Source organism: Stenotrophomonas sp. STEN009 (assembly GCF_056760395.1).
Genome location: NZ_JBRRES010000011.1, coordinates 48,784 through 71,389 on the forward strand (window position 1 = coordinate 48,784; position 22,606 = coordinate 71,389).

The window sequence follows — 22,606 nt, forward strand, 5'->3', positions numbered from 1 at the left end:
TGGTCGCGCCGGGCCGTGCCCGGCGGCTGGGATGTGGGGATCAGGTTGAAACAGGTCGCGGCGGGGCTCAGCCGATGACGGCGAGCACGTCGTCTTCGCGCAGGACCTTGTACTCGACGCCTTCGCTCTTGTACGAGCTGCCGGCGTACTGGCCGTAGATGACCTTGTCACCGACCTTCAGCGACGGCGCGCGCACGCTGCCGTTGTCCAGCGGCTTGCCGGGGCCGACGGCCACGACTTCACCCTTGGTGGACTTTTCCTTGGCCGAGTCGGGGATGACGATGCCACCGGCGGAGATTTCGTCGGCTTCGATCGGCTTGACCACAACGCGGTCGTGCAGCGGCTTGATGCTCATAGGAGACCTCTTAAGTGATTGATTGGTCTAAAAAAGTCCGGCGATGTTAGCACTCGCACCAGGCGAGTGCCAGAACCGCACGTGAAGAAACCCGACAAGGTCGGGAGCACGGCAGAGATGGAGCCCCCCGGGAGGCTTTCAAGGGGCGTCGCGAAAAAAGTTTCCGCGCCGGACGCTGCGGCAGTGCGGTGGGGTGGCCCCGAATTAGGTGACCAACGTCGCACTGTCAGATATCTGACGTTCATTTACGACAAAGTGTCACTGGATCGGCCTTAGGCTCGGCCGCGCATTCCCAATCACAAGGAGTCGTCGATGCGATTGCTGTCCCCGCTCGCCACCGCCTGCGTGCTGGCCCTGGCCACCGCGCCGGCCCAGGCCGAGGTCTTCATCAACGAACTGCATTACGACGACAGCACCGCAGCCGGTGACGTCGGCGAGGCGATCGAGGTCGTGGCCACCGCCGGCGAGGATCTGTCCGGCTATCGGCTGTATCTCTACAACGGCAGCACGCCGTCGGCCGCTTCGGTGTACGCCAACACGGCCGTCCCTGCCGGCAGCGCCGCCGGGTGCGGCAGCGCCACCCTGGCCGTGGTCAGCTATCCGACCAACGGCATCCAGAACGGTCCCAACGACGGCATCGCGCTGGTCGACGCCAGCGGCAAGGTGGTCCAGTTCCTCAGCTATGAGGGCACGATCACTGCCTCCGGCGGTCCTGCCGCAGGCATGACCAGCCAGAACATTCCGGTGGCCGAGACCAACAGCACGGCCCCTGGCACCTCACTGCAGCTGACGGGCAGCGGCAGCCAGTACGCCCACTTCACCTGGGCCGAATCGGCGACGCAGACCTTCGGCAGCTGCAACAACGGCCAGACCTTCAGCGGTGGGGGTACGCCCGGTCCCAATACGCCGCCATCGGTGTCCACCACCACCCCCGCCCAGGGCAGCAGCACGTTCCCGGCCGCGGCCGATCTGGAAGTGGTGTTCAGCGAGACGGTGAACCTGGCCAGCGGCGCCTTCGCGCTGAGCTGCGGCGCCTCCGGCAGCGTACCGCTGACCCACCCGGCCAGCGGCAGGAGCGTGAAGCTGTCCACCAACACCGCGCTGGTGGCCGGTGAGGCCTGCCGCTTCGACATCCGCGCCGCGCGCATCACCGACCTGCAGGGCGCGCATCCGGCTGCCGACAGCCGCATCGCCTTCACCGTGGCCAGCGCCACGGGCAACCCCGATCCGGGCAATCCCGGCGTACCGGCGGGCTACTACTCCAGGGTCAACACCTCCAGCCCGAGCCAGCTGCGCTGCTCGCTGCACGCGACCATCAAGGGCCACACCGCCTATCCGTACAGCGGGTCGGGCACCAGCACCTGGACCATCCTGGAGATCGCCGACGAGGATCCGAACAATCCCAACCGCATCCTCGATGCCTATCGCAACCGCAGCTACGCCAAGGTCAGCGATCGCGCTGGCACGGGCAGCGGCCTGACCTACAACCGCGAGCACACCTGGCCGAACTCGCTGGGCTTTGCCAGCACCACCGGCGACAAGGGCCTGCCCTACGCGCCCTACACCGACACCCACATGCTGTACCTGACCGATGCGCAGTGGAATGCCGACCGCGGCAACAAGCCGTTCGGCAAGTGCGATGCCAACTGCGGCGAGCGCGCCACCGAGGCCAACAACGGCCATGGCGGCGGCAGCGGCGGCTACCCGGGCAATTCCAACTGGGTGCGCACGCCGGACGGCAACACCGGCACCTTCGAGGTGTGGGGCCATCGCAAGGGCGACATGGCGCGCGCGGTGATGTACATGGCGATCCGCTACGAGGGCGGCAAGGATGCAGCCACCGGCCAGTCCGAGCCGGACCTGGAGCTGACCGACGACCGCAGCCGGATCGTCAGGACCAGCAGTTCGCCGGCCTACATGGGCCTGCTCTCGACCCTGATCGACTGGCATCTGTCCGATCCGCCGGACGACGCCGAGCGCGCGCGCAACGACGTGATCTACAGCTTCCAGGGCAACCGCAACCCGTTCATCGACCACCCCGAGTGGGCGACGCCGGCGTTGTTCACCTCGGCCAAGCCGGCGACCTGCCAGCTGGCCAACTGACCGCGCAACGCAGCGGTCCATCGCCGCCGCCGGACCTTGATCCGGCGGCGGCCCTATACTCGACGGTCATGCCGACCGTCGATCCCGTCCTGCTGCTGTTGACCACCTGCCCGGACCGGGCCAGTGCCGAGCGCATCGCGCATGCGCTGGTCGGCGAGCGCCTGGCCGCCTGCGTGACGCGCCTGGAAGGGGCGCAGTCGACCTACCGCTGGCAGGGCGAGGTCACTACCGATGCCGAGCTGCAGCTGCTGGTGAAGACTACGGCCAGCCGCGTGGAGGCAGCGATGGCACGGATCGTCGAACTGCATCCGTATGAACTCCCCGAGTGCATCGCGGTCGAAGCCCGGGCCGGACTGCCGGCCTATCTGGATTGGATCCGGGCGCAGACCCGGGAGGACACCGCTTGATGAATCTGTTTGCCCGTGCCGCCGCGCTGTGCGCCCTGCTCTCGCTGGCCCTGCCTGCATTCGCCCTGGACGAGAAAGATCTGCTGCCGGTGGACCAGGCGTTCGCGCTGACCGCCAGTGCTCCGGAGCGGAACCAGATCCAGCTGCAGTTCAAGATCGCGCCGGGGTACTACCTCTATCGCCACCGCACCAGCGTCAAGGCCGACCCGGCCTTCAATGCCGGTGCGCTGCAGATGCCCAGCGGCACCAAGCACCACGACGATTTCTTCGGCGAGGTCGAGACCTACCGCGAACGCCTGCAGGTTTCGCTGCCGGGCGCCCCGACGGATGCGGCCGGCACCCTCAGCCTGGAAGTGCGCTACCAGGGCTGCGCCGATGCCGGTGTCTGCTACCCGCCGCAGAAGCGCGTGGTCCAGGTGACACTGCCCGGTGGTGGCGGTAGCGCCGCAGCCGCCCTGCCAACCGCGCGGGTCACCGGCGTGAACGCGTTCAACACTCCGCTTGCCGGGGCCGGCAGCGGTGGTGGCCTGCGCCTGCCCGGCAGCAGCAACAGCCAGGCGCTTCCGCTGCCCTCCGAACAAGCCTTCGGCTTCGACGCGATCGCCAGCGATGGCAACACCCTGCTGCTGCGCTTCAGTCCCGCGCCGGGCTACTACCTGTATCGCGATCGCACTTCACTGAAGCTGGAAGGCAGTGCCGGTGTGCTGGCTGATACGCCGCGCTGGCCCGCCGCGCAGTCGCATCGCGACGAGCACTTCGGCGATGTGTCGGTGTACTTCAACCAGGTCGAAGTGCCGCTGCCGCTGCGCCGCACGGTGACCGACGCGGTGGACAGCACACTGGTGGTGACCTTCCAGGGTTGCCAGACCGATGGCATCTGCTACCCGCCGATGACCCGCCGGGTGAAGCTGTCGATCCCCGCGGGAAAGATCAGCGCCCACGCCGGCCAGCCTGCGCCACGCAGCGAAATGATCCGACCGCTGCCGGCGGGCAGCGCCGCACCGCGCGAGGCTGCCAACGGCACCCCGTTGCGCCTGCTGCCGACCGTGCCGAACAGCGAACCGGCGCGTACCGATGTGGACGGCGCGCAGGCAGGGTTCGCCGCCGATGCGCGGGGCGACAACGCGCTGCGTACCCGCCCGCCGGCCACCACCCCGGATCCGGACCGTTCGTTCCTGTGGGTGCTGCTGCTGGCACTGGCCGGTGGCCTCGTACTGAACCTGATGCCCTGCGTGCTGCCGATCCTGTCGCTGAAAGTGCTGGGCCTGGCACAGAGCGGTGAGAGCGCCGAGCGCGCCCGCAGCCACGCCATGTGGTACACGCTGGGCGTACTGGTCGCCTTCGCGGTGATCGGCGCGCTGATGGTCGGCCTGCGCATGCTTGGCAATGCGGTGGGCATCGGTTTCCAGCTGCAGCACCCAGGCGTGGTCGCGGCACTGGCCTACATCATGTTTGCGGTTGGCCTGAGCCTGTCCGGCGTGTTCACCCTCGGCGGTGGCCTGGGCAACCTCGGCCAGTCACTCGCCCGTCGCAGCGGTCCGGCCGGCGATTTCTTCACCGGTGCGCTGGCCTGCGTGGTCGGCAGCGCGTGCGTCGGTCCGTTCATGGGAGGCGCGGTCGCCTATGCCTTCGTTGCCACGCCCGTACAGGCGATGGCCGTGTTCCTGTTCCTGGGCCTGGGCCTGGCCCTGCCGTTCCTGCTGATCGGCTTCGTGCCGGCGCTCGCGCGGCGCCTGCCCAAGCCCGGCCCGTGGATGGAAACGCTCAAGCACGTACTGGCGTTCCCGATGTATGCCACCGCACTGTGGCTGCTGTGGGTGCTGGGCAAGCAGCGTGGCGTGGACGGCATGGCGCTGGCGCTGGGCGGACTGCTGCTGCTGGCCCTGGGCCTGTGGTTGTTCGAGCGCAGCCGCTGGCGCAGCCAGCGCGCCGCCGGCCTGCTGGGCGTGCTGCTGGCAATCGCCGCGCTGGTACCGGTGTGGGGCGTGACCCAGCTGAAGCCACCGGCACGTGCGGCACAGGCCACCAGCGAGAACGTCGTGGAGTATTCGCCGCAGCTGCTCGACCGCCTGCGTGCCGACAACCGCGTGGTGTTCGTCAACATGACCGCCGACTGGTGCGTGAGCTGCAAGGCGAACGAGCGCGCCGTGCTGTCGCGACCGGAGTTCAGGGAGCTGCTCAGGCGCACCAACGCGGTGTACATGCGCGGCGACTACACCAACGTGGACCCGCAGATCACCGCTTTCCTCGATGAGCACAAGGCCGTGGGCGTTCCGCTTTACGTGGTGTATGGGCCGGGCGCACCGCCGACGGTGCTGCCGACCCTGCTTACCCAGGCCGTGGTCGAAGAAGCGCTGCTGCGCACCGCACGATGAGGTGGCAACGGCCAGCGCTGCTGTGGACCGCGGTGCTGGCTGCCGGCCTGGGCCTGTGGGCCGGCCATCGGCTGACGCCGGTGCCGGCGGCGGACGCTGGCGATCCAGACGCGCAGCCACCTGCAGCACCGCTGCCCGTGCTGCAGGCAGGCGATGCCCTGCCCGCACTGGTGCTGCCGGACCTGCAGGGACAGCCGCTCGATCTGCGCCAGCGTTTTGCCGGCCGGCCGCTGCTCATCAATGTCTGGGCCAGCTGGTGCGGGCCCTGCGTCGAGGAAATGCCGGAACTGTCGCGCTTCGCGCAGGCGCAGCAACCTGACGGCGTGCAGGTGCTGGGGCTGGCGCTGGATACACCCGAAGATGTGCAGCGCTTCCTGCAGCGGGTGCCGGTGGACTACCCGATCGTGCTGGAGACGCCCGGTCCGCGCGATGCCAGCGTGCAGCTGGGCAATGCCCAGGGGCTGCTACCTTACAGCGTGCTGGTGGATGCACAGGGCCGCATCGTGAAGCAGAAGCTGGGGCCGTTTGCCGCCGGCGAAGTGCAGACGTGGGCCCGGCTGTAAGCTGGCCGCGGCCGGCATCCACGCGTCCTGATCCCGGTCAGACCAGTGAGCGCGCCCAGAGCTGGGACACCTGTGGCTGGCCGAACAGCTGCTCGTGCTGCTCGGTCATCAGTTCGAAGCCGGCCCGTTCGTACAGACCGCGGGCGTCGATGAGCGCGGCATTGGTCCACAGCACCATGCGCTTGTAGCCCACCGCGCGCGCGAAGCTCATCGCCTCGTCCACCAGTCGCTGCCCGATGCCCCGCCTGCGCGCGCTGGCATCGACGTGCAGCAGCCGCAGCTTGGCATTGTGCGCGTCGTGCCGGACCACGAACACCGACCCCACCGGGGTGCCGTCCAGTTCAGCGATCCAGCAGCGCTCGGTCTGCGGGTCGTGTTCGCGCAGGTAGCGGGTGACGATGTCGGCCACCAGCGCTTCAAACTCCGCGTTCCATCCGAATTCGCGTGCATACAGCGCGCCGTGCTTCTGGATCACCCAGCCCATGTCGCCGGGGCGGGGATCGCGCAGCACGCAATCCGACGATGCACCTCCCAGCAGTGCCTGGATGTGCGCCATCGCCTCAAGAAGGCGCTGGCATCCTGCTTCGCTGATATCTCCCAGCATGGCAGCGACGCTTTCGCTGGACGCTGCATCCAGCTGTGCGAAGGCGGCGCGGCCCGCCTCGGTCAACACCAGCCGGTTCGCGCGCGCATCCATCACCGACGGTTCGCGTTGAACCAGACCGCGCGCCTGCAGCCCGCTCAGCAGCCGGCTGAGGTAGCCCGCGTTGAGGTCTAGCCGATGGCCCAGCTGCGCAGCCGTGATGCCCTGGCCCGCCGCCAGTTCGAACAGCACCCGCGCCTCGGTGAGGGTGAAGTCGCTGTGCAGCAAACGCTCCTCGAGCACCGCGATCCTGCGGGTGTAGAAGCGGTTGAAGGCGCGGACCTGTGCGACGGGATCGGAAGTGAGCGCAGACACGGGGACGTTCCTGATGGTTGCCTTGGGCACATAGTACATGCCTTGAGCAACTATATAAGGCTGTTTCGCGATCCATTCCGCGTCTTGGCGCCTTAAAACGAAAGATTCGTTGCAGTACGGTTTACGTTCTGTTAATTCTGCGTTTAGCGACCAGGGCCCTGGCTGCAAGGAGAACCAACAGGATGAACGACTGACCGACAAACCACTCAAATCGACTGCAGGGTGCATGCATGAAACACGGAATTCGCAGAAGTGTTCAGGCTCCAGACGCAATCACGCCATTGGCATCCGCAGTAATGGTGGCCCTCGCCACCGCGCTGCTGTCCACCAGCCCCGTTGCACGGGCGCAGGACAGCGGCACATCGACGACGCCCGACGCGGCCACCACCCTGGATACCGTTTCGGTACTGGGCAGCCGCACCAAACCGCGCACGGTGTCCTCGTCGGCGGTGCCGATCGACATCATCAGCGGTGAAGAGTTCCGCAACCAGGGCGCGACCGACGCCCTCGACCAGCTCAAAGTGCTCGTGCCTTCCTTCAACGTCAGCACGATTCCCATCGACGATGCGGCCAGCCTGGTGCGTCCGGCCAACCTGCGTGGCCTGCCGCCGGACAACACCCTGCTGCTGGTCAACGGCAAGCGTTTCCACCGCTCGGCGGTGATCACGTTCCTCGGCCACGGACTGTCCGACGGCGCACAGGGACCGGACCTGTCCGTGTTCCCCTCGCTGGCGCTGGAACAGGTGGACGTGCTGCGCGACGGCGCAGCGGCACAATACGGCTCGGACGCCATTGCCGGCGTGCTCAACTTCAGCCTGAAGAAGCTGCGCGAAGGCGGCACCGCCGAGGTGTTCGCCGGCCAGTACTACGAGGGCGACGGGCTCACCACCCAGTACTCGGCGCAGATCGGCCTGCCGCTCACCGAGCACGGCTTCGCCACCCTTACGGCCGAATGGCGCAACGCCGACGACACCTCGCGCAGTGTGCAGCGCGACGATGCCGCCGCGGTCGCAGCGGCAGGCTACCCCGGGGTGAAAGATCCTGCGCAGATCTGGGGATCGCCGAAGGTGGACGACGACCTCAAGCTGGTCGCCAACCTCGGTTACGACACCGAGAACGTGGAGTTCTACCTGTTCGGCAATTACGCCAAGCGTGAAGTGGATGGCGGGTTCTACTACCGCGACCCCACCGCACGTTCGGGCGTCTACTCCAACGATGGCGGCCAGACATTGCTGGTGGGCAACCTGACCGGCGTGGGCGCATGCCCCACCATCGCCCTGCGCGATGGCGCCGGCAACCTCCTGCCGTACGGCACCGTGAGCGGCGCGGTGGCTGCCCTGCCCGCCAACTGCTTTACCTTCCTGTCCAGCCTGCCCGGCGGCTTCACCCCACGTTTCGGCGGCAAACTGGAAGACGCCTCGGTGTTCGCCGGCGCCAAAGGCACCTGGGGTGAGTGGTACTGGGACGTGAGCGGCTCCTGGGGACGCAACGACATCGAGTTCACCATCTACAACACCGTCAACGCCTCGCTCGGTCCCGACCAGCCGGCCGGGCTGTTCTTCCGCCCGGGTGGCAATACCCAGACCGAAAAGAACCTTAACGTGGACGTCAGCCGGGACATCCCGGTCAGCTTCAGCAGCCAGCCGCTGCGCCTGGCGATGGGTGCCGAATGGCGCGAGGAGAGCTTCAGGATCAGCCCCGGTGACGGCCCGTCCACCGCCATCGGGCCGCTGACCGAGCAGGGCTTCGCGCTGGGCTCCAACGGATTCAACGGCTTCAGCACGCGCACCGCCGGCACCTTTGATCGTCGCAACTGGGCCGCCTACGCCGACCTGGAAGCACAGCTCACCGAGCGGCTGCTGCTGGCCGGTGCGCTGCGCTACGAGGACTACGATTCGTTCGGCAGCACCACCACCGGCAAGCTCACCGCGCGCTTCGACTTCAACGAGCACTTCGCTCTGCGCGGCGCCTACAACACCGGCTTCCGTGCACCAACGCCCGGCCAGGCCAACATCAGCCAGATCAGCACGGTGTTCGGCGGTACCGCACTGGAAGACATCGCCACCCTCCCGCCGACCAATCCGATTGCCCAGCTCAAGGGCGCGCAGCCGCTTACTCCGGAAGAGTCCAGGAATGTGTCATTGGGCGCGGTGTGGACCGAAGGTGACTGGCTGGTCACCCTGGACGGCTATCAGATCAAGGTGGAAGACCGCATTGCTCTGAGCACCAGCTTTGCAGTCACTCCGGAGGAGCGTGCGGCGCTGGTGGCCGGCGGCAATGCGGAAGCCGCGTCCATCTCGCAGGTGACCTACTTCGGCAACGCCTTCGATACCACCACCACCGGCGTGGACCTGGTGACCAGCTTCAAGAGCAACCACTTCGGCGGGGTCACCACCTACTCGCTGGCGGCCAACTGGAACCGCACGAAGGTGGACCGCTACGACACCGACTTCATCGACGAAGCGCGCGTGTACAAGCTGGAGAAATCGCTGCCCAGGACCAAGGGCTACTTCAGCATCAATCACCAGCGGCAGATCTTCCACGCCAATCTCCGGTTCAACTATTACAGCAGCTGGTACGAGGATCACCTGGACAGCGGCGTGATCTCCGCCGAGGACGGCGGCCTGCCGATCTACGGGGGCAGCGCGTTGATCGTGGATGCGGAGGTGGGCTGGAAGTTCGATTCGGGCCTGTACGTCAGCGTGGGCGCGCAGAACCTGTTCGACCGTGTGCCGGCCAGCAACCCCTGGGGGGGGGTGGCCGGTGCGCAGTATCCGGTGCATTCGCCCTACGGATTCAACGGCGGGTTCTATTACACGCGGGTGGGCTGGAAGTTCTGACGCAGGTGCAAGTGCGCGCTACGGTGGCCATGGAAGGCCCCGTCGCTGGCGCCACCCCACCGGCTTGACCGCAGGCAGGGCGCCCCCGAGAATTACGCGACTAATTCTCATTTGCTGTTGCGCAGGATGCGGGCGGCAGCCCTCCTGGCTTTCATCCCCCGATGTTCAAGAACGTCCTGTTCCAACTGCACTGGCTGCTGGGCATCACGGCCGGCACCGTCCTGGCCATCATGGGCCTGAGCGGCGCAGCCCTGTCTTTTGAAGATGAACTGCTGCGCGCCGCCAACCCCGGCTTCGCCGCCATCGCCGAACATCACGCCGAAGGCCAGCAGCCGCTGCCCCTGAGCGAGCTGGTGCCGATGCTGCAGGCCGACAGCAAACGGCCGTTGCAGCGGCTGCGCGTGGATGCCAGCGGCCAGCGCCCATCGGTGGCCCGTTTCGCCGGCGGCAAAGCGCACTGGGTGTACTTCGACCCCTACAGCGGCGAGCGCTTCAGCGCCCTGCGCGGGCAGGCCTTCTTCGACTTCGTCGAAGACCTGCACCGCCACCTCGCCGCGGGCGAGCGCGGAAAATGGATCACCGGCAGCTGCGCGATCGCCCTGCTGTTCTTCACGCTGTCCGGGCTCTACCTGCGCTGGCCCCGCCGCTGGTGGCACTGGCGAAGCTGGCTGGCCGTGGAATGGAAGCGCAGCGGCCGCGGCTTCCTGTGGAGCCTGCATTCGGTGGCCGGCACCTGGGTGCTGCTGATCTACCTGATGAGTGCCCTGACCGGCCTGTGGTGGTCGTTCGACTGGTATCGCAGCGCGGCCAATGCCCTGCTCGGCGTGGCGCCACCGGCCAAGCAGGTGATCGATGCCGGCGCCGTGCTCGACCTGCGCCGCGTGGAAGCGACGCTGTACGCGCAGGCCGGGGTGCGCACCGGTTACATCGACCTGCGGCTGCCCGAGAAGCCCGGCCAGGCACTGAATGTGCGGACCATGGCGGGCGATCCAGCATTGCGCGGCGGCCATCATGACCGCGCGCACGATCTGCTGCAGCTCGACCCTGCCAGCGGTGCGATTCTGGACGCGCGTCCCTACGCGCGCCAGGGCGCTGGCGGTCAGCTGGCTACCAGCGTGTTCGCGCTGCACTCGGGCAGCTACTTCGGGATTCCCGGGCGCATCATCGTGATGCTCAGCAGCCTGGGCATGAGCCTGTTCTTCATCACCGGCTGGCTGCTCTATCTCGACCGTCGCCGCAGCCAGCGCGCCGCACGTGCGCTGCGCCAGCCGCTGCCGGCGGCCGCAGCCAACGGCGCCGCATGGCTGATGGTGCATGCCAGCCAGAGCGGCCTGGCCGAGCAGCTGGCATGGCGCGCGGCAGCGCAGCTGCAGGCCAGCGGACAGGCGGTGCAGGTATTGCCGCTGGCAAGGATCGACGCGCACCGCCTTCAGGCGGCGAGCCACGCGCTGTTCGTGCTCAGTACCTTTGGTGACGGCGAACCGCCGGATTCGGCACGACGTGCCTCGCGCCAACTACTGGGCCGATCCCTGGACCTGGCCACACTGCAGTTCGGCATGCTCGCGCTGGGCGACCGCCAGTACCCGCACTACTGCGCCTTCGGCCGCCAGTTCGATGCGTGGCTGCTGGGCAACGGTGCCCGCGCGATGTTCGACCGCATCGATGTGGACGCTGCATCGGTCACGGCACTGCGCCAGTGGCAGCAGCAGCTCGGCCTGTTGACCGGCATTGCTGCCGACGACAGCGTGCTGCCGGCGGCCACCCGCATGCACGACTGGCAGCTGCTGGATCGCCAGCAGCTGAACCCGGGCAGCGTCGGTGGTCCGATCTGGCGGATCCGGCTGGCCGCGCCGGATGACGTGCAGTGGCAGGCCGGCGACATCCTGCATATCGCGCCGCGGCACAGCGCCGCGCATGCCCGTGCGGTACTGCTGGCGCATGGACTGGACCCGCTGCAACCGCTGCTGATCGAAGGCGACACGCAGACCCTGCAGTGCCTGGCCAGCGAACGCGAACTGCCGGACGCGGCCAGTGCGCTGCAGGTGCAGGATGCCGGACGCTGGCTGACGGCCCTGCCCGTACTGCCGGGCCGCGAGTATTCGATCGCCTCGTGCCCGGCCGATCGCGTGGTGGAACTGGTCGTGCGCCTGGTGCACGACAACAACGGGCGCCCGGGGCTGGGTTCGGGCTGGCTGTCGCTGCACGCGCCGGCAGGCGCGCACATCGCCGCGCGCGTGCACCGCAACCCCGGCTTCCATCGCGTGCCGGGCGCACCCATGGTGCTGATCGGCAACGGCACCGGCATCGCCGGCCTGCGCGGCCTGCTGCGCGAGGCGGCACACGCAGGCGAGCACGGCCACTGGCTGCTGTTCGGCGAGCGCCAGCGCGCTCATGACTTCCTGTTCGCCGATGAGGTGAGCGCATGGCAGGCGCAGGGCCATCTGATCCGGGTCGACCTGGCGTTCTCGCGCGACGCAGCGGGCGGTTACGTCCAGGACCGCCTGCGGTCGGCCTGCGATGAACTGCGGGAATGGATGCAGCGTGGCGCCGTGATCCATGTCTGCGGCTCGCTGCAGGGCATGGCCGAGGGCGTGGATCAGGTACTGCGGGGCGCGCTCGGTGACGAGGTGGTGGAAACGCTGCTCGAGAGCGGCCGCTACCGGCGCGACGTGTATTGAGCCGCGCCGCCGGGCTGGACCCGGCGGCGGACGCGATCACGCCGCCGCGCGGGCCTGACGGTCCGGCTGCAGGCGGAACGCGGACACGGCTTCGGCCAGCGCGCGCACCTGCGCCTGCATCTGCGCGGTCGACGAGCCGGCTTCTTCCACCAGGCTGGCATTGCGCTGGGTACTGGCCTCCATCTGCACGATGGCGTGGTTCACCTGGGCGATGCCTGCGTGCTGATCCTGCGAGGCGCTGCGGATGCCAGCGAGCAGGTCCGCCAGCTGCTGCACGCTGCCGACGATCTCGTCCATGGTGGTGCCCGCCTGCGCGGCCTGCACGCTGCCCTGGCCGACGCGTGCCACGGAATCCTCGATCAGCGCCTTGATCTGCCTGGCTGCCTCGGCACTGCGCTGCGCGAGCAGACGCACTTCCGCCGCCACCACCGCGAAACTGCGGCCCTGCTCTCCGGCACGCGCAGCCTCCACGGCGGCGTTGAGCGCAAGGATGTTGGTCTGGAATGCGATGCCGTCGATCAACTGGGTGATGTCCCCGATGCGGTGCGATGCTTCACTGATGCCCTGCATGGTCTCCACCACCTGACCGACGGCCACCCCACCCCGCTGTGCAACCGCTGCAGCCCCCTGCACCAGCGCGTCGGCACGTCCGGCGGCGTCGGCGTTGCGGCCGACGGTGTCGGTCAGCTCATGCATCGAGGCTGCGGTCTCTTCCAGATTGGCCGCCTGCTGCTCGGTACGCTGCGAGAGGTCGTGATGGCCGGCAACGATTTCACCGACACCGCTGTCCAGGCTGGCAGCGGCGCGCTGGATGCGGGTCACGATGCGGCCGAGCTGTGCGACGGTTGCATTGGCGTCGTCGCGCATGCGTGCGAACACGCCCTGCAGCTCACCTTCCATGCGCACGCTGAGATCCCCACGGGCCAACGCCGCCAGCAATGCCTGCAGGTCCCCCAGGTTGGTTTCAAAGGTGGACAGCAGGCGGTTGATGCTGGTGGACAGCGTATGCACGAAACCGTGCTTGCCCTGCAGCGAAATGCGCCCGTGCAGGTCACCCTGCGCGGCAGCGTCGACCAGTGCCGCCACCTCGGTCTCCAGCAGCGTTTCCAGCGCACGGCTGCGCCACTCCAGCGCCACGCCCAGGAACTGGTCGTCATCGACGATGGCATTGGCGATCAACTGATAGCGCACACCGGCATGACTGATTTCCCGCTCCTGGCGGTGGCGCGCGTCGACCAGGCCGGCCAGGGCCGGATGCAGGTCCCGCGCGTCAGTGCCGACCAGCGCGTCGGCCTGCAGGCCCAGCACGTGCCGCAACGCAGGATTGGCGTAGGCCACCTGGCCTTCGGCATCGACCACCATCAGCCCGGTCTGCGCGCAGTCCAGGGCCTGGCGTACGCGCGTGTTGCCACGGGCCATCGCACGCTCGGTCTCGATGCGCGCACGCAGCCGCTGCTGCATGTCCACCAGGCGCTGTGCCAGCTGGCCGATCTCGTCGTTGGCGTTGTGCACGCGCAACGTGGTATCGAGCCGGTCATCGGCGATGTCACTGGCGAACCGCAGGGTGTCCTGGATCGGCCTGCGCACCGCGCGCAGCACCAGCAGCAGGCTGGTGATCAGCACGCCGGCCACCAGCAGCAGGGTGAGGGTGAACAGCACGCTCATGGTGCGTGCACCGGCCTGCTGCCGCGCCTGCGCCAGGGCCAGCGCCTTCACCTGTGCCTGCTGGAAGGCGGCGAGCGCAGGCGCCACGCCGGCAGCCGTCTCCAGCAGCGATTGCGTCTCCACATCAAGGCCGACGCGGGCAGCGGTATAGCCAAGCAGTGCCGACTGATAGGCGTCCATGCCGGTGCGGAGGGCCTCCTGTACGTCGGGCGGCAACCCCGCCAGCGCCAGATCGAACGGCAGCTTCTCTTCGCTGGCGCGGTCGGCATGAGTCGAATCGCCATCGAGCAGCAGCAGCGCTTCCTGGCGCCGCATCTTCTGCAGGTGCAGCGCCAGTGCCGGCCGGTCCAGGCCATCCACCTGCTGCTGCAGGGCATCGGCGGCCTGCTGCAGCTGTGCAGCCAGGCCGGCATCACCACGCCCCATTTCGTCCACACGTTCGAACAGCGCAGCCACTCCCTGCGAGAATCCCTCGGCGGCCTCGGTGAGCGCCTGCAATGCCTTGCGGCGACCGGCATCCATCGGCATCGCCCTGAGCGCCTTCAGATCGACCTGCAGTGCCTGCTGGGCCGCCTGCAGCTGGCTGCGGTCAGCATCGTCGAAACTGCGTGCATACTGGGTCTGCAGGCGACGCGCCTCCGCCACCCGCGTCGCCAGGCGTGCGGCCAGATCGCTGCCACGCTGGTAACTGGCCTGGCTGCGTGCGGCCTGGCTGCTGGCATGGCCGGTCCAGGCATGGACGGCGGCGATCGCCACCAGGCCCGCGCCGCAGACCAGCAGGGTGGCCTTGAGTTTGTTGGCCACGCTGAGTCGATGCGGCTGCAGCCAGACCAGCAGGCGTGGAAACGCCGAGCGCATCGCGATGAGACGGGTGCGCAGGGACCGAAGGGGGACGACGGCCGACATCACAGACTCCAGGCGGAAGGACGCACCTGTATCGGCCTGACCGGCGACAACTTTAGGCACATTGCCGAAGCCGTGGCACGCACCGTGCCGGTTGCGCTCTTTGTACCGGCCCCAGGCGACGGAGACGTGACACGGCGCCCGCGCTTGACCTCAACCCCGGTTGCGGTTGCACAGTGGGATTCTTCCCACCTGCCGCCCTCGCCATGACCCCGCTCGACGTCCCCCGTTATCTGCAGCGCCTGCAACTGGATGCTCCGCCGTCGCTGGACCTTGCCGGACTGACCCTGCTGGTGCAGCGCCACAACGCCCTGCTCCCCTTTGAAACCCTCAGCAGCCTGCTGCGCGACGCGGTGCCGATCGATCTGGACAGCGTGCAGCACAAGCTGCTCGACCAGCAGCGCGGCGGTTACTGCTTTGAACTCAACGGCGGCCTGCTGGCGCTCCTGCAGGCAGTGGGCTTCGACGCACAGCCGCTGAGCGCGCGCGTGCTGCTGGCGGCACAGGACAATGCCCCGACGGCGCGTACCCACCTGCTGCTGCGCGTGCACGTGGAGGGAGAGGACTGGCTCGTCGATGCCGGCTTCGGTGGCCTGACGCCGACGGTGCCGCTGCGGCTGTACGAAACGGCGCCGCAGGCCACGCCGCACGAGTCTTTCCAGCTTCAGCAGCTGGCGGGTGAAGACGACTTCGTGCTTTCCGCCCAGGCGGGCGACGCATGGCGGGCGATGTACCGCTTCGACCTGCGGCCGCCAGCGCCGATCGACAACGTGGTGGCCAACTGGTACGTGTGCACGCACCCGGATTCGGGTTTCCCCGGCCAGCTGCGCGCGTCACTGGCCGGCCCGGACTGGCGGCGCACCATCGGCAGTGGCAACTACACCGAGTACCGCCCCGGGCAGGCGCCGCTCAAGCGTCCGCTGCGCGATGCCGCCGACGTGCGCGACGTCCTGCAGTCGGCATTCGGCCTGCGCGTGCCGGACGATGCGCGGCTCGATCCGGCGATCACCGATTGGCTGCAGCGCTCGCACGCCGCATCACGGTAGCACCGCGCGGCACGGTGCCCGGGTTACGGCGTCACCGGCGCCTGCAGCGCAATGCGGTTGCCCTCGCTGTCGCAGATCTCGGCCACCCGCCAGTGGCCGGCACCATGCAGTTGCAGGTAGAAGGCAATGGCGTGAGCAGGTCGCTGGCCGGAATCTCGGCATGCGCGATGGGGTTCATCGTCGCAGGATAGCGCCGCCCTGACATTCCGTGCGCATCGTTGCGGGCATGCTGGCCTGCCCACCCTTCGCGGAGCGCTGCATGACCCTGGCCGATCACCGAAGTGCACTGGCGCCACTGGGCCATCTGCGCGTCGCCATCAATCTGGGGAATCCGGTCCTTGCGCAGGGCGACACACGATCGCCGCGCGGCCCCTCGGTGGAGCTGGCCACCGCGCTGGCGCAGCGGATGGGCGTGCAGGCGCGATTCACCTGTCACGATGCGGCCGCATCGGTGGTCGCGGCGGCAGCCGACGACGCATGGGACCTGGCCTTTCTCGCCATCGAACCGGCACGTGCCGACCGCATCGCCTTCAGTGCACCGTATGTGGAGATCGAAGGAACCTACCTGGTGCGCGAGGACAGTCCCGCGCGGCAGGTGGCCGATCTGGATCGCGATGGGCTGCGTATCGCCGTTGGCCGCGGTGCCGCCTACGATCTGTTCCTGAGCCGGGAACTGCGGCACGCCACGATCGAGCGTGCCGACACGTCGGCGGCCGCCATCGATCTGTTTGACGCGCGGCGCCTGGATGCCGCCGCTGGCGTGCGCCAGCCGCTGCAGGCCTGGGCACTGCAGCATCCGGGACACCGCGTGCTCGCCGACCGCTTCACTGCGATCCAGCAGGCCGTGGCCGCACCTGCGGCGCGCCCCGCTGCCGCCCTGCGGGCCCTGTTCGACGAGGTCGAGGCGATCAAGGCAGGGCCCTTGCTCGAGGACGCTTTCGCACGTTCCGGACAGGCGGTCACCCTGGTGCGATGACGCAGCAGTGGCCCGCAGCACGCGACAGGTGGCTGCGTGCGCCGGGCCGGATCAGCCCTGCGTCTCCATGTGCCGCGCATGCTCGCTGGCCTGCGCATGCAACCACTCACGGAAGGCGAGGAATCCACGGTGGCGCGCCGAGCGCTGCGGATACACCAGCCAGTGCGGCCAGGCGGTTTTCAGCCGCTGCTCCGACAGCGCGACCAGCTGGCCCGAATCCAGCAGCAGGCGCGCGCGCGTCAGCCGGCCCAGGGCCACACCGACGCCATCGAGCGCTGCACGGTGATGCGCTTCCGAATCGTCGAGCACCGCCACGAACCGCGAAGGGGGGCTCTGCCCGATCAGGGCAAACCACGCGGCCCATGCGCCATCCGGATCGCCCAGCAGCGGCCACTGCGCCAGTGGAGCACGGTCGATGCCGCCCATCCGCGCGATCAGCGCCGGGCTGGCCATCGGCACCAGCCACTCATCGAACAGCCGCTCGACCACCAGCCCGGCCCATTGCCCGCCGCCTACGCGCAAGGCCGCGTCGAACTGCAGCTGCCGATCGAAATCGACAAGGCGCTCGCTGGACTGCAGGTTGATCTCGATCTGCGGGTGTGCGGCGACGAAATGACCCAGCCGTGGCACCAGCCATGCGGAGGCCATCGACGGTACGGCGCTGATCGTCAGCACATGTTCGGCGCGCGCGGCGTAGCGCTGGAACACCTCGTTGATTGCATCCAGGTGCGGCCCGACCCGATCGAGCAGGCGCTGGCCCTCCAGGGTCAGTGCGACCCCGCGCGCCTGGCGGACCAGCAGCGGCTGGCCGAGGCGTTCTTCGAGCTGCCGCATCTGGTGGCTGAGCGCGCTGACGGTCAGGTTCATCGACGCCGCGGCGCGTGACAGGTTGCCCAGGCGCGCGGCAGCCACGAAACCCTGCAGGGCATGGAGGGGTGGGCGGGACATGAGGCTTGAATCCTGTTCAAGTCAAGCTTGCGGAAATGTCGCTTTTTACGTCCTCATGCTGCCCGTATCGTTCAATCCACTCAAGTGGAGCGACGATCATGAACATCTTCAGCAGTCTGTTGTTCCTGCACGGTCACATCGCAAGCGCCGAGCTGGCCCGCCAGTTGGCCACGCCGGTGGCCAGCACGACCGGGGCACCGGCAAAGCCGTACCGGAGCACACACCTCGACCGTCCAGCTGCAGCAAAGGTGACTTGCCCCACCTGCCCCGCCCCGCGCTGAGCGCGGCAGCGGCGGGCTTACCAGTGCCGGGGCGCTAAGGCCCGTACCAGGCCTGCACATGGGGCGGTAGCGATGGCAGCGGGTCGATGTCCAGCGCGCGATAGCCATCGAGGGTATCGCGCAGCAGCGCCGGTCCGGGGCTGCCCGGCATGCGCAGGCTTTCCTCTTCCGGCAGCTGCAGGGCGGCCCAATCATGCAGGCGATCCAGCCGCTGGACCATGGCGGCGCGCAGCCAGGGGCGCAGCGGGAAGGTCCGATATCCGCGCCCATCCAGCGTACGCACAGCATCGGACAGGGCCTGGTTCGCGCCACGCACCCATTCGGTGCGTCCGCCGGCCTTGTCCTGCACGGTCATCGGTGCCGGCGCGCGATGTGCTCGGAAGGGGGCACGCAGCTCCAGCTCCAGGTCACGCGCATCGCGCTCGGTTTCCGCCTCCACCAGCGCCCCGGCGCACAGATCGAAGAACTCGAACCAGCGCCGATGCAGTGCGCTGATGCGACCGAGCGGGTCACGCGAGAAACCGATCTTGGCGTAATCCTCCCAGGCGCAGGGAAAGACGTAGGCGAAGACACGACCATCGATGCGGATCTGCGGTTCCATCGGCGCAGGCTGCATCGCTTCGGACGCGATGGCAACCGGGCCGAACCGTGCGCCGTTCGGGTCACGGCCGCTGCAGCACGTCCTCCACTGCGGCAGCCACGTCGGTGTTGTCGATGTAGCTGCCATCATTCCACCGCACATGCTGTCGGTAACCGGCGTCGATGCCGCGTACGCGGGCGCCGAGCCGCTCCGCGCCGGCGCCCTTGGCCCACAGCGGTACCAGTGCATTGGAATGATTGCCGGTGGGGCGGAAGCTCATCCCCGGCATCTGCCCGCGCCCGTTGTTGCGCACCGGCTCGAACGCCACCTGCTGCGCGTCGGGCCCCATCGGCATGCTGTTGTCGTGGTCGGTGGTGACGATCAGCAGATTGCGCTGCCATCCGCCGTTGCGCTCGATCCACGCCACCACCGCCGATACCGCATCGTTGAACTCGACCGTCTCTTCGATCAGGCGGCCGTACTGCGGCTGGTCGCCGCACTGGCCGTAATGCCATTCGGTGCCGCACGCACTGGTATGCGCGGCCCAGTCGGTGGCCCCACCTTCCACCATCAGGAACAGGCCCTTGGACGAGCGCTGCTGCAGGAACTGCAGGGCGCCGCGGGTCATGGTCGCCAGGTCCGGCACGCTGTCGATCTTCCTCACGCCGGAGGGAGTGGTCTCATCCCTGCCCAGGACCTGCAGCTGACGCGCCTGCTGCAGGGTGCTGGCCACACGCGGTACGCCGATCAACGGGCGGTCGGCTGGCAACCTCCCCTGTGCAAGCGCAGCGAACGCTTCCTTGCTGCGGATCAACCGCCACGGTCCGGCAGGATTGCCAGCGATGGGGGTGCCTGCTTCCAGCTGCTGCCAGTCCTGCTGCGACACCCACTCCCAGGCGTTCGCGCAACCCTCTTCCTTCACTGCGCCTGCATCGTCATCGCAGGCGCGGCCATCGACGCTGTAGCCGGGGCCGCCGGTTCCCATGACCAGGTCCATGTGGCCCTGGGCCAGCATCTGGTGGGCGATGGCATGGTAGTTGTTGCGCGACGCGTTCTGCGCGGCGAACGCGGCCGGTGTCGCGTGCGAGAACGGCACCGAGGTGACCACACCGGTTGCCATGCCCAGGCGCTTGGCGCGCAGGGTGTTGAACTCGACCGCGACGCCGTCGTTGTTGACGTTGATGGCGTTGTTGTACGTCTTGATGCCCGACGACAACGCCGTGCCCGCCGCGGCGCTGTCGGTCGCCACCGCGGCCAGGTACTGATAACCGGCGAACGGAAGATCCGCTGCCGGTACCGGGGTGGCATCCCATGCTTTCGCGGCGTCGTAGCCGAGCGTCTGCGCCGAATCGTGCGTGGGCTGGCTGCTGGCGTTGAGCGGGAACGTGGCCACCGCAAGGCGCTGCGGGAATTGCGCGTACGGGGCGCCTTCGCGGCTGCCATACTGCCAGTACGCGGCGGCATCCCAGGTTCCCCAGCCCGCGCCGTCGTTGATCATCACGATCACGTTGTGCGGGTAGCCGCCGGTCGCCACCGGCGCCTGCGCACGCGGTGCCGGCTGGCAGCCGGCGAGGGCTGCCAGCGCGGCCAGAATCGAAGGGTAGAGCCAACGGCGCGGCGTGTGTGCGGTCATCGTGCATCCTGTGGGGTCGGGCAGGCGGCCCGGAATGCGCGACGTTATATCATTGCAATATTGCAGATTCACGCATCGTGGCAGCGGTATCCTGTGGAACGTCTCCCCTGCCGCGCCACCATGCCGTCTCCACGTCCCCCGGTCTCCTCGATCACCCTGGATGCCGGCAGCTTCGCGGTCATCCACCAGGAGAACGCCGACCTGCAGCGTCCGCCTGCTTCACTGACCAAACTGATGACCGCGTACGCAGCCTACGAACAGGTCGCATCCGGCGCCGCCGCTTGGGAGATGCCGGTGACCGTTGCCGCCGAGGACGTGCACGCGGTTGCTGACGATGAAACGCGCATGGGCCTGGTGCCCGGCGAAACGGTCACGCTGGGCCGGCTGCTGCAGGGCATGCTGGTGGTATCGGGCAACGACGCGGCCCTTGTGCTTGCCCGCCATCTGCACGGCTCGCAGGCGGCGTACCTGCAGCACATGAACGCGCTGGCGCGGCGTCTCGGCCTGGGCAGTACCTGGTTCGCGTCGGTGTCCGGCATCACCACGCCGCGGCACGTATCCAGCGCACGCGACATGGCGGTGCTGGCGGGCCGCCTGCTGGCAGATCATCCGCAGGTGCTGGCCATCACCGCACAGCCGGCGTTCGCGCACGGGACGTTCAGCCGCAGCAACCAGAACGCACTGCTCGCCGATGAAGGTGTGGACGGCCTGAAGACCGGCTATACCCGCGCGGCCGGGTTCTGCCTGGCGGCTACGGCGCGCCGCCCCATCGCCGGACACGCGCAGCCGGTGCGATTGATCACCGTGGTGCTTGGCTCGGAAGACCGCGAAGCACGCGATGCGCGGGTGCGCAGGCACCTTGCCAGTGGATTCGCCGCGTTGGCCGGCGACACCGTCGCAGAAGCCTGAGCTGCGCGGGCAGTCAGTCCCGTACAACGGTGGATACGATCACCCGCTGCAGTTCGCGTTCCGCGTCGGCTTTGCCGATCGCGCCATTGGCCACCGCTTCGGACAGCGCTTCGGCAGCGCCGAGGATCGCCCAGCGCCCCTCCACCGGTACCTGGCCGTCACCGGCGAACGGGCCCAGCCAGTCCGCGCAGTTGTCGATGAACTCCTGCTGGTAGCAGTGCCGCACCTCGCGCAGCTCCGGCGCGCCGACCAGCGCTGCGAGGATGCTCTGCACGTCACTGCCCTGGCTCAGCACGCAGTCGATGTAACCGGACGCGATGGCCGCTGCGCGCGCGGTCAGTTCTGCCGGCGCCGCGGCGATACGGTCATTGAAGATGAGCGTCTGCCGCTGGTCGTAGTCATGGTAGAGCGCCGCCAGCAGGCCGTTGCGCGTCACGAAGTGATCGTAGGCCACCGGCTTGGTCACGCCCGCCGCTTCGGCCAGGCGCCCCAGGGTCAAGGCATCGGTGCCTTCGGCGCCTACCAGCGCCCATGCGACATCCAGCAGCTGGCGGGCCCGCTGCTCGCGGGTCAGTCGGCGACGCGTGGGGGTGTCGGTGGCAGGCATCGGCGGAACACGGCTGTCAGCTCGTTGGATGTCCGATTTTACGGCCGATCTCCATCGCGGTCTGCAGATGCGCCGCGGCCGCCCCGGTGTCCGCCTCCAGCAGCAGGGTGGAGGACAGCACGCGCGCGCCGCAGTAATCGAAGATGCCCATGTCGATCTGCGTGTTCATGGCCGCGCCATAGCCACGGCGTTCAATCATCGCGGCATCGGCACCCCCGATGCCGACCAGATGCACCTGCAGCCGCTTCTCCACTTTTCCATCGGCACCCTCGGCGTAGGCCCAGCCCTGGGTGAAAACGCGATCGATCCAGCCCTTCAGCAGCGCCGGGAACGACCACCAGTAGAGCGGGTAGACCAGCACCAGCGTGTCGGTCGCATCCAGCCGTGCGTGCTCGGCCGCCACATCGGCCGGTGGCGGCGCGATGCCGCGGAACAGGGCCTGGTCCTGCCCGTTGAAGCGCGGGTCGAAGCCTTCGGCCATCAGATCGGCCATGGCGGTGGTATTGCTCTCATCGGCATCGGCGATGGCCTGCGCGATGCGAGCGGCTACCGCGTGGGTCAGCGAGGCAGGATCGGGATGGGCAACAACAATCAGGCTGTGCATGGGCAACTCCTTGGAGATTAGTTACTAATGGTAACTAGCGCACCCAGCCCGATCAGCACTGCCAGCAGGACACTGTTTCTGGCGTTCTGTATCGCCTCAAGTCAAATGCAAATGATTCGTGATACGATTGTTAAGGAGATCTGAAACCCCACACGGACGTCCCAGCCATCGCCAG

18 protein-coding genes are annotated in these 22,606 nt (G+C 68.1%); 10 read left to right on the forward strand and 8 right to left on the reverse strand.

From position 1 onward, the window contains the following. Positions 1–67: 67 nt before the first annotated feature. Positions 68–355 carry a co-chaperone GroES gene (locus ACVOMM_RS07380; RefSeq protein ID WP_006396661.1) on the reverse strand — a complete coding sequence of 96 codons (288 nt, stop codon included), beginning with the start codon at positions 353–355 and terminating at the stop codon, positions 68–70. A gap of 312 nt (positions 356–667) precedes the next feature. Between ACVOMM_RS07380 and ACVOMM_RS07385 the strand changes: the two genes are divergently transcribed. The 4 genes from ACVOMM_RS07385 (at position 668) to ACVOMM_RS07400 (ending at position 5,803) form a co-directional block, all read left to right on the forward strand. Then, the gene (locus tag ACVOMM_RS07385; RefSeq protein ID WP_065174432.1) at positions 668–2,458 is read left to right on the forward strand and encodes an endonuclease; all 1,791 of its coding nucleotides are present in this window, start codon (positions 668–670) and stop codon (positions 2,456–2,458) included. Between the two features lie 68 nt (positions 2,459–2,526). Continuing rightward, on the forward strand, positions 2,527–2,865 hold the full coding sequence (gene cutA, locus ACVOMM_RS07390) for a divalent-cation tolerance protein CutA (protein ID WP_053515713.1): 339 nt from the start codon (positions 2,527–2,529) through the stop codon (positions 2,863–2,865). Continuing rightward, positions 2,862–5,240 (forward strand): protein-disulfide reductase DsbD family protein, encoded by a 2,379-nt coding sequence (locus ACVOMM_RS07395; protein ID WP_481526074.1) that lies wholly within the window; start codon positions 2,862–2,864, stop codon positions 5,238–5,240. Before cutA ends, ACVOMM_RS07395 begins: the two co-directional genes overlap by 4 nt. Further along, a complete protein-coding gene (locus tag ACVOMM_RS07400) occupies positions 5,237–5,803 on the forward strand; it encodes a TlpA disulfide reductase family protein (protein WP_164151365.1) in 567 nt (188 codons plus the stop codon). Before ACVOMM_RS07395 ends, ACVOMM_RS07400 begins: the two co-directional genes overlap by 4 nt. 37 nt (positions 5,804–5,840) lie before the next feature. On the opposite strand, the gene ACVOMM_RS07405 is transcribed toward ACVOMM_RS07400, so the two are convergent. Next, the gene (locus tag ACVOMM_RS07405) at positions 5,841–6,761 is read right to left on the reverse strand and encodes a bifunctional helix-turn-helix transcriptional regulator/GNAT family N-acetyltransferase (protein WP_065181626.1); all 921 of its coding nucleotides are present in this window, start codon (positions 6,759–6,761) and stop codon (positions 5,841–5,843) included. A 296-nt stretch (positions 6,762–7,057) separates the two neighbouring features. Here ACVOMM_RS07405 and ACVOMM_RS07410 point away from each other — a divergent pair, with 296 nt between their 5' ends. Together ACVOMM_RS07410 and ACVOMM_RS07415 are read left to right on the forward strand one after the other, a co-directional pair. After that, on the forward strand, positions 7,058–9,601 hold the full coding sequence (locus ACVOMM_RS07410) for a TonB-dependent receptor plug domain-containing protein (RefSeq protein ID WP_164151368.1): 2,544 nt from the start codon (positions 7,058–7,060) through the stop codon (positions 9,599–9,601). A gap of 161 nt (positions 9,602–9,762) precedes the next feature. Further along, complete coding sequence (locus ACVOMM_RS07415; RefSeq protein WP_263175997.1) at positions 9,763–12,279, forward strand: PepSY domain-containing protein; 2,517 nt, start codon at positions 9,763–9,765, stop codon at positions 12,277–12,279. Positions 12,280–12,315: 36 nt separating this feature from the next. On the opposite strand, the gene ACVOMM_RS07420 is transcribed toward ACVOMM_RS07415, so the two are convergent. Beyond that, complete coding sequence (locus tag ACVOMM_RS07420) at positions 12,316–14,850, reverse strand: methyl-accepting chemotaxis protein (protein WP_481526075.1); 2,535 nt, start codon at positions 14,848–14,850, stop codon at positions 12,316–12,318. Between the two features lie 203 nt (positions 14,851–15,053). Here ACVOMM_RS07420 and ACVOMM_RS07425 point away from each other — a divergent pair, with 203 nt between their 5' ends. Both ACVOMM_RS07425 and ACVOMM_RS07430 read left to right on the forward strand, forming a co-directional pair. Beyond that, complete coding sequence (locus ACVOMM_RS07425; RefSeq protein ID WP_065181569.1) at positions 15,054–15,893, forward strand: arylamine N-acetyltransferase family protein; 840 nt, start codon at positions 15,054–15,056, stop codon at positions 15,891–15,893. A gap of 259 nt (positions 15,894–16,152) precedes the next feature. Next, positions 16,153–16,869: a transporter substrate-binding domain-containing protein gene (locus tag ACVOMM_RS07430; RefSeq protein ID WP_481526076.1), complete on the forward strand. Its 717-nt coding sequence runs from the start codon at positions 16,153–16,155 to the stop codon at positions 16,867–16,869. Between the two features lie 51 nt (positions 16,870–16,920). On the opposite strand, the gene ACVOMM_RS07435 is transcribed toward ACVOMM_RS07430, so the two are convergent. Continuing rightward, positions 16,921–17,817, reverse strand: coding sequence for a LysR substrate-binding domain-containing protein (locus tag ACVOMM_RS07435; protein ID WP_065174425.1), 897 nt, complete (start codon positions 17,815–17,817; stop codon positions 16,921–16,923). A gap of 98 nt (positions 17,818–17,915) precedes the next feature. On the opposite strand from ACVOMM_RS07435, the gene ACVOMM_RS07440 reads away from it, so the two are divergent. Continuing rightward, positions 17,916–18,098, forward strand: coding sequence for a hypothetical protein (locus tag ACVOMM_RS07440; RefSeq protein WP_081279699.1), 183 nt, complete (start codon positions 17,916–17,918; stop codon positions 18,096–18,098). Positions 18,099–18,132: 34 nt separating this feature from the next. On the opposite strand, the gene ACVOMM_RS07445 is transcribed toward ACVOMM_RS07440, so the two are convergent. Next, on the reverse strand, positions 18,133–18,699 hold the full coding sequence (locus tag ACVOMM_RS07445; RefSeq protein WP_180875465.1) for a GIY-YIG nuclease family protein: 567 nt from the start codon (positions 18,697–18,699) through the stop codon (positions 18,133–18,135). Between the two features lie 61 nt (positions 18,700–18,760). After that, positions 18,761–20,311: an alkaline phosphatase gene (locus ACVOMM_RS07450; RefSeq protein ID WP_481526077.1), complete on the reverse strand. Its 1,551-nt coding sequence runs from the start codon at positions 20,309–20,311 to the stop codon at positions 18,761–18,763. A 120-nt stretch (positions 20,312–20,431) separates the two neighbouring features. Between ACVOMM_RS07450 and ACVOMM_RS07455 the strand changes: the two genes are divergently transcribed. After that, positions 20,432–21,220 carry a D-alanyl-D-alanine carboxypeptidase family protein gene (locus tag ACVOMM_RS07455; protein ID WP_460256057.1) on the forward strand — a complete coding sequence of 263 codons (789 nt, stop codon included), beginning with the start codon at positions 20,432–20,434 and terminating at the stop codon, positions 21,218–21,220. A gap of 13 nt (positions 21,221–21,233) precedes the next feature. Here ACVOMM_RS07455 and ACVOMM_RS07460 read toward each other — a convergent pair whose 3' ends face one another. After that, positions 21,234–21,827, reverse strand: a complete 594-nt coding sequence (locus ACVOMM_RS07460; RefSeq protein WP_053515691.1) for a TetR/AcrR family transcriptional regulator — start codon at positions 21,825–21,827, stop codon at positions 21,234–21,236. A gap of 16 nt (positions 21,828–21,843) precedes the next feature. Beyond that, positions 21,844–22,431, reverse strand: coding sequence for an NAD(P)H-dependent oxidoreductase (locus ACVOMM_RS07465; RefSeq protein ID WP_481526078.1), 588 nt, complete (start codon positions 22,429–22,431; stop codon positions 21,844–21,846). Positions 22,432–22,606: the final 175 nt, after the last annotated feature.

What these genes read in the sequence shown, in the direction of transcription:
- ACVOMM_RS07380 (WP_006396661.1), bottom strand. Translation starts at nt 355, where the DNA reads ATGAGCATCAAGCCGCTGCACGACCGCGTTGTGGTCAAGCCGATCGAA.
- ACVOMM_RS07385 (WP_065174432.1), top strand. Translation starts at nt 668, where the DNA reads ATGCGATTGCTGTCCCCGCTCGCCACCGCCTGCGTGCTGGCCCTGGCC.
- cutA (WP_053515713.1), top strand. Translation starts at nt 2,527, where the DNA reads ATGCCGACCGTCGATCCCGTCCTGCTGCTGTTGACCACCTGCCCGGAC.
- ACVOMM_RS07400 (WP_164151365.1), top strand. Translation starts at nt 5,237, where the DNA reads ATGAGGTGGCAACGGCCAGCGCTGCTGTGGACCGCGGTGCTGGCTGCC.
- ACVOMM_RS07410 (WP_164151368.1), top strand. Translation starts at nt 7,058, where the DNA reads ATGGTGGCCCTCGCCACCGCGCTGCTGTCCACCAGCCCCGTTGCACGG.
- ACVOMM_RS07415 (WP_263175997.1), top strand. Translation starts at nt 9,763, where the DNA reads ATGTTCAAGAACGTCCTGTTCCAACTGCACTGGCTGCTGGGCATCACG.
- ACVOMM_RS07420 (WP_481526075.1), bottom strand. Translation starts at nt 14,850, where the DNA reads ATGTCGGCCGTCGTCCCCCTTCGGTCCCTGCGCACCCGTCTCATCGCG.
- ACVOMM_RS07425 (WP_065181569.1), top strand. Translation starts at nt 15,054, where the DNA reads ATGACCCCGCTCGACGTCCCCCGTTATCTGCAGCGCCTGCAACTGGAT.
- ACVOMM_RS07430 (WP_481526076.1), top strand. Translation starts at nt 16,153, where the DNA reads ATGACCCTGGCCGATCACCGAAGTGCACTGGCGCCACTGGGCCATCTG.
- ACVOMM_RS07435 (WP_065174425.1), bottom strand. Translation starts at nt 17,817, where the DNA reads ATGTCCCGCCCACCCCTCCATGCCCTGCAGGGTTTCGTGGCTGCCGCG.
- ACVOMM_RS07440 (WP_081279699.1), top strand. Translation starts at nt 17,916, where the DNA reads ATGAACATCTTCAGCAGTCTGTTGTTCCTGCACGGTCACATCGCAAGC.
- ACVOMM_RS07445 (WP_180875465.1), bottom strand. Translation starts at nt 18,699, where the DNA reads ATGGAACCGCAGATCCGCATCGATGGTCGTGTCTTCGCCTACGTCTTT.
- ACVOMM_RS07450 (WP_481526077.1), bottom strand. Translation starts at nt 20,311, where the DNA reads ATGACCGCACACACGCCGCGCCGTTGGCTCTACCCTTCGATTCTGGCC.
- ACVOMM_RS07455 (WP_460256057.1), top strand. Translation starts at nt 20,432, where the DNA reads ATGCCGTCTCCACGTCCCCCGGTCTCCTCGATCACCCTGGATGCCGGC.
- ACVOMM_RS07460 (WP_053515691.1), bottom strand. Translation starts at nt 21,827, where the DNA reads ATGCCTGCCACCGACACCCCCACGCGTCGCCGACTGACCCGCGAGCAG.
- ACVOMM_RS07465 (WP_481526078.1), bottom strand. Translation starts at nt 22,431, where the DNA reads ATGCACAGCCTGATTGTTGTTGCCCATCCCGATCCTGCCTCGCTGACC.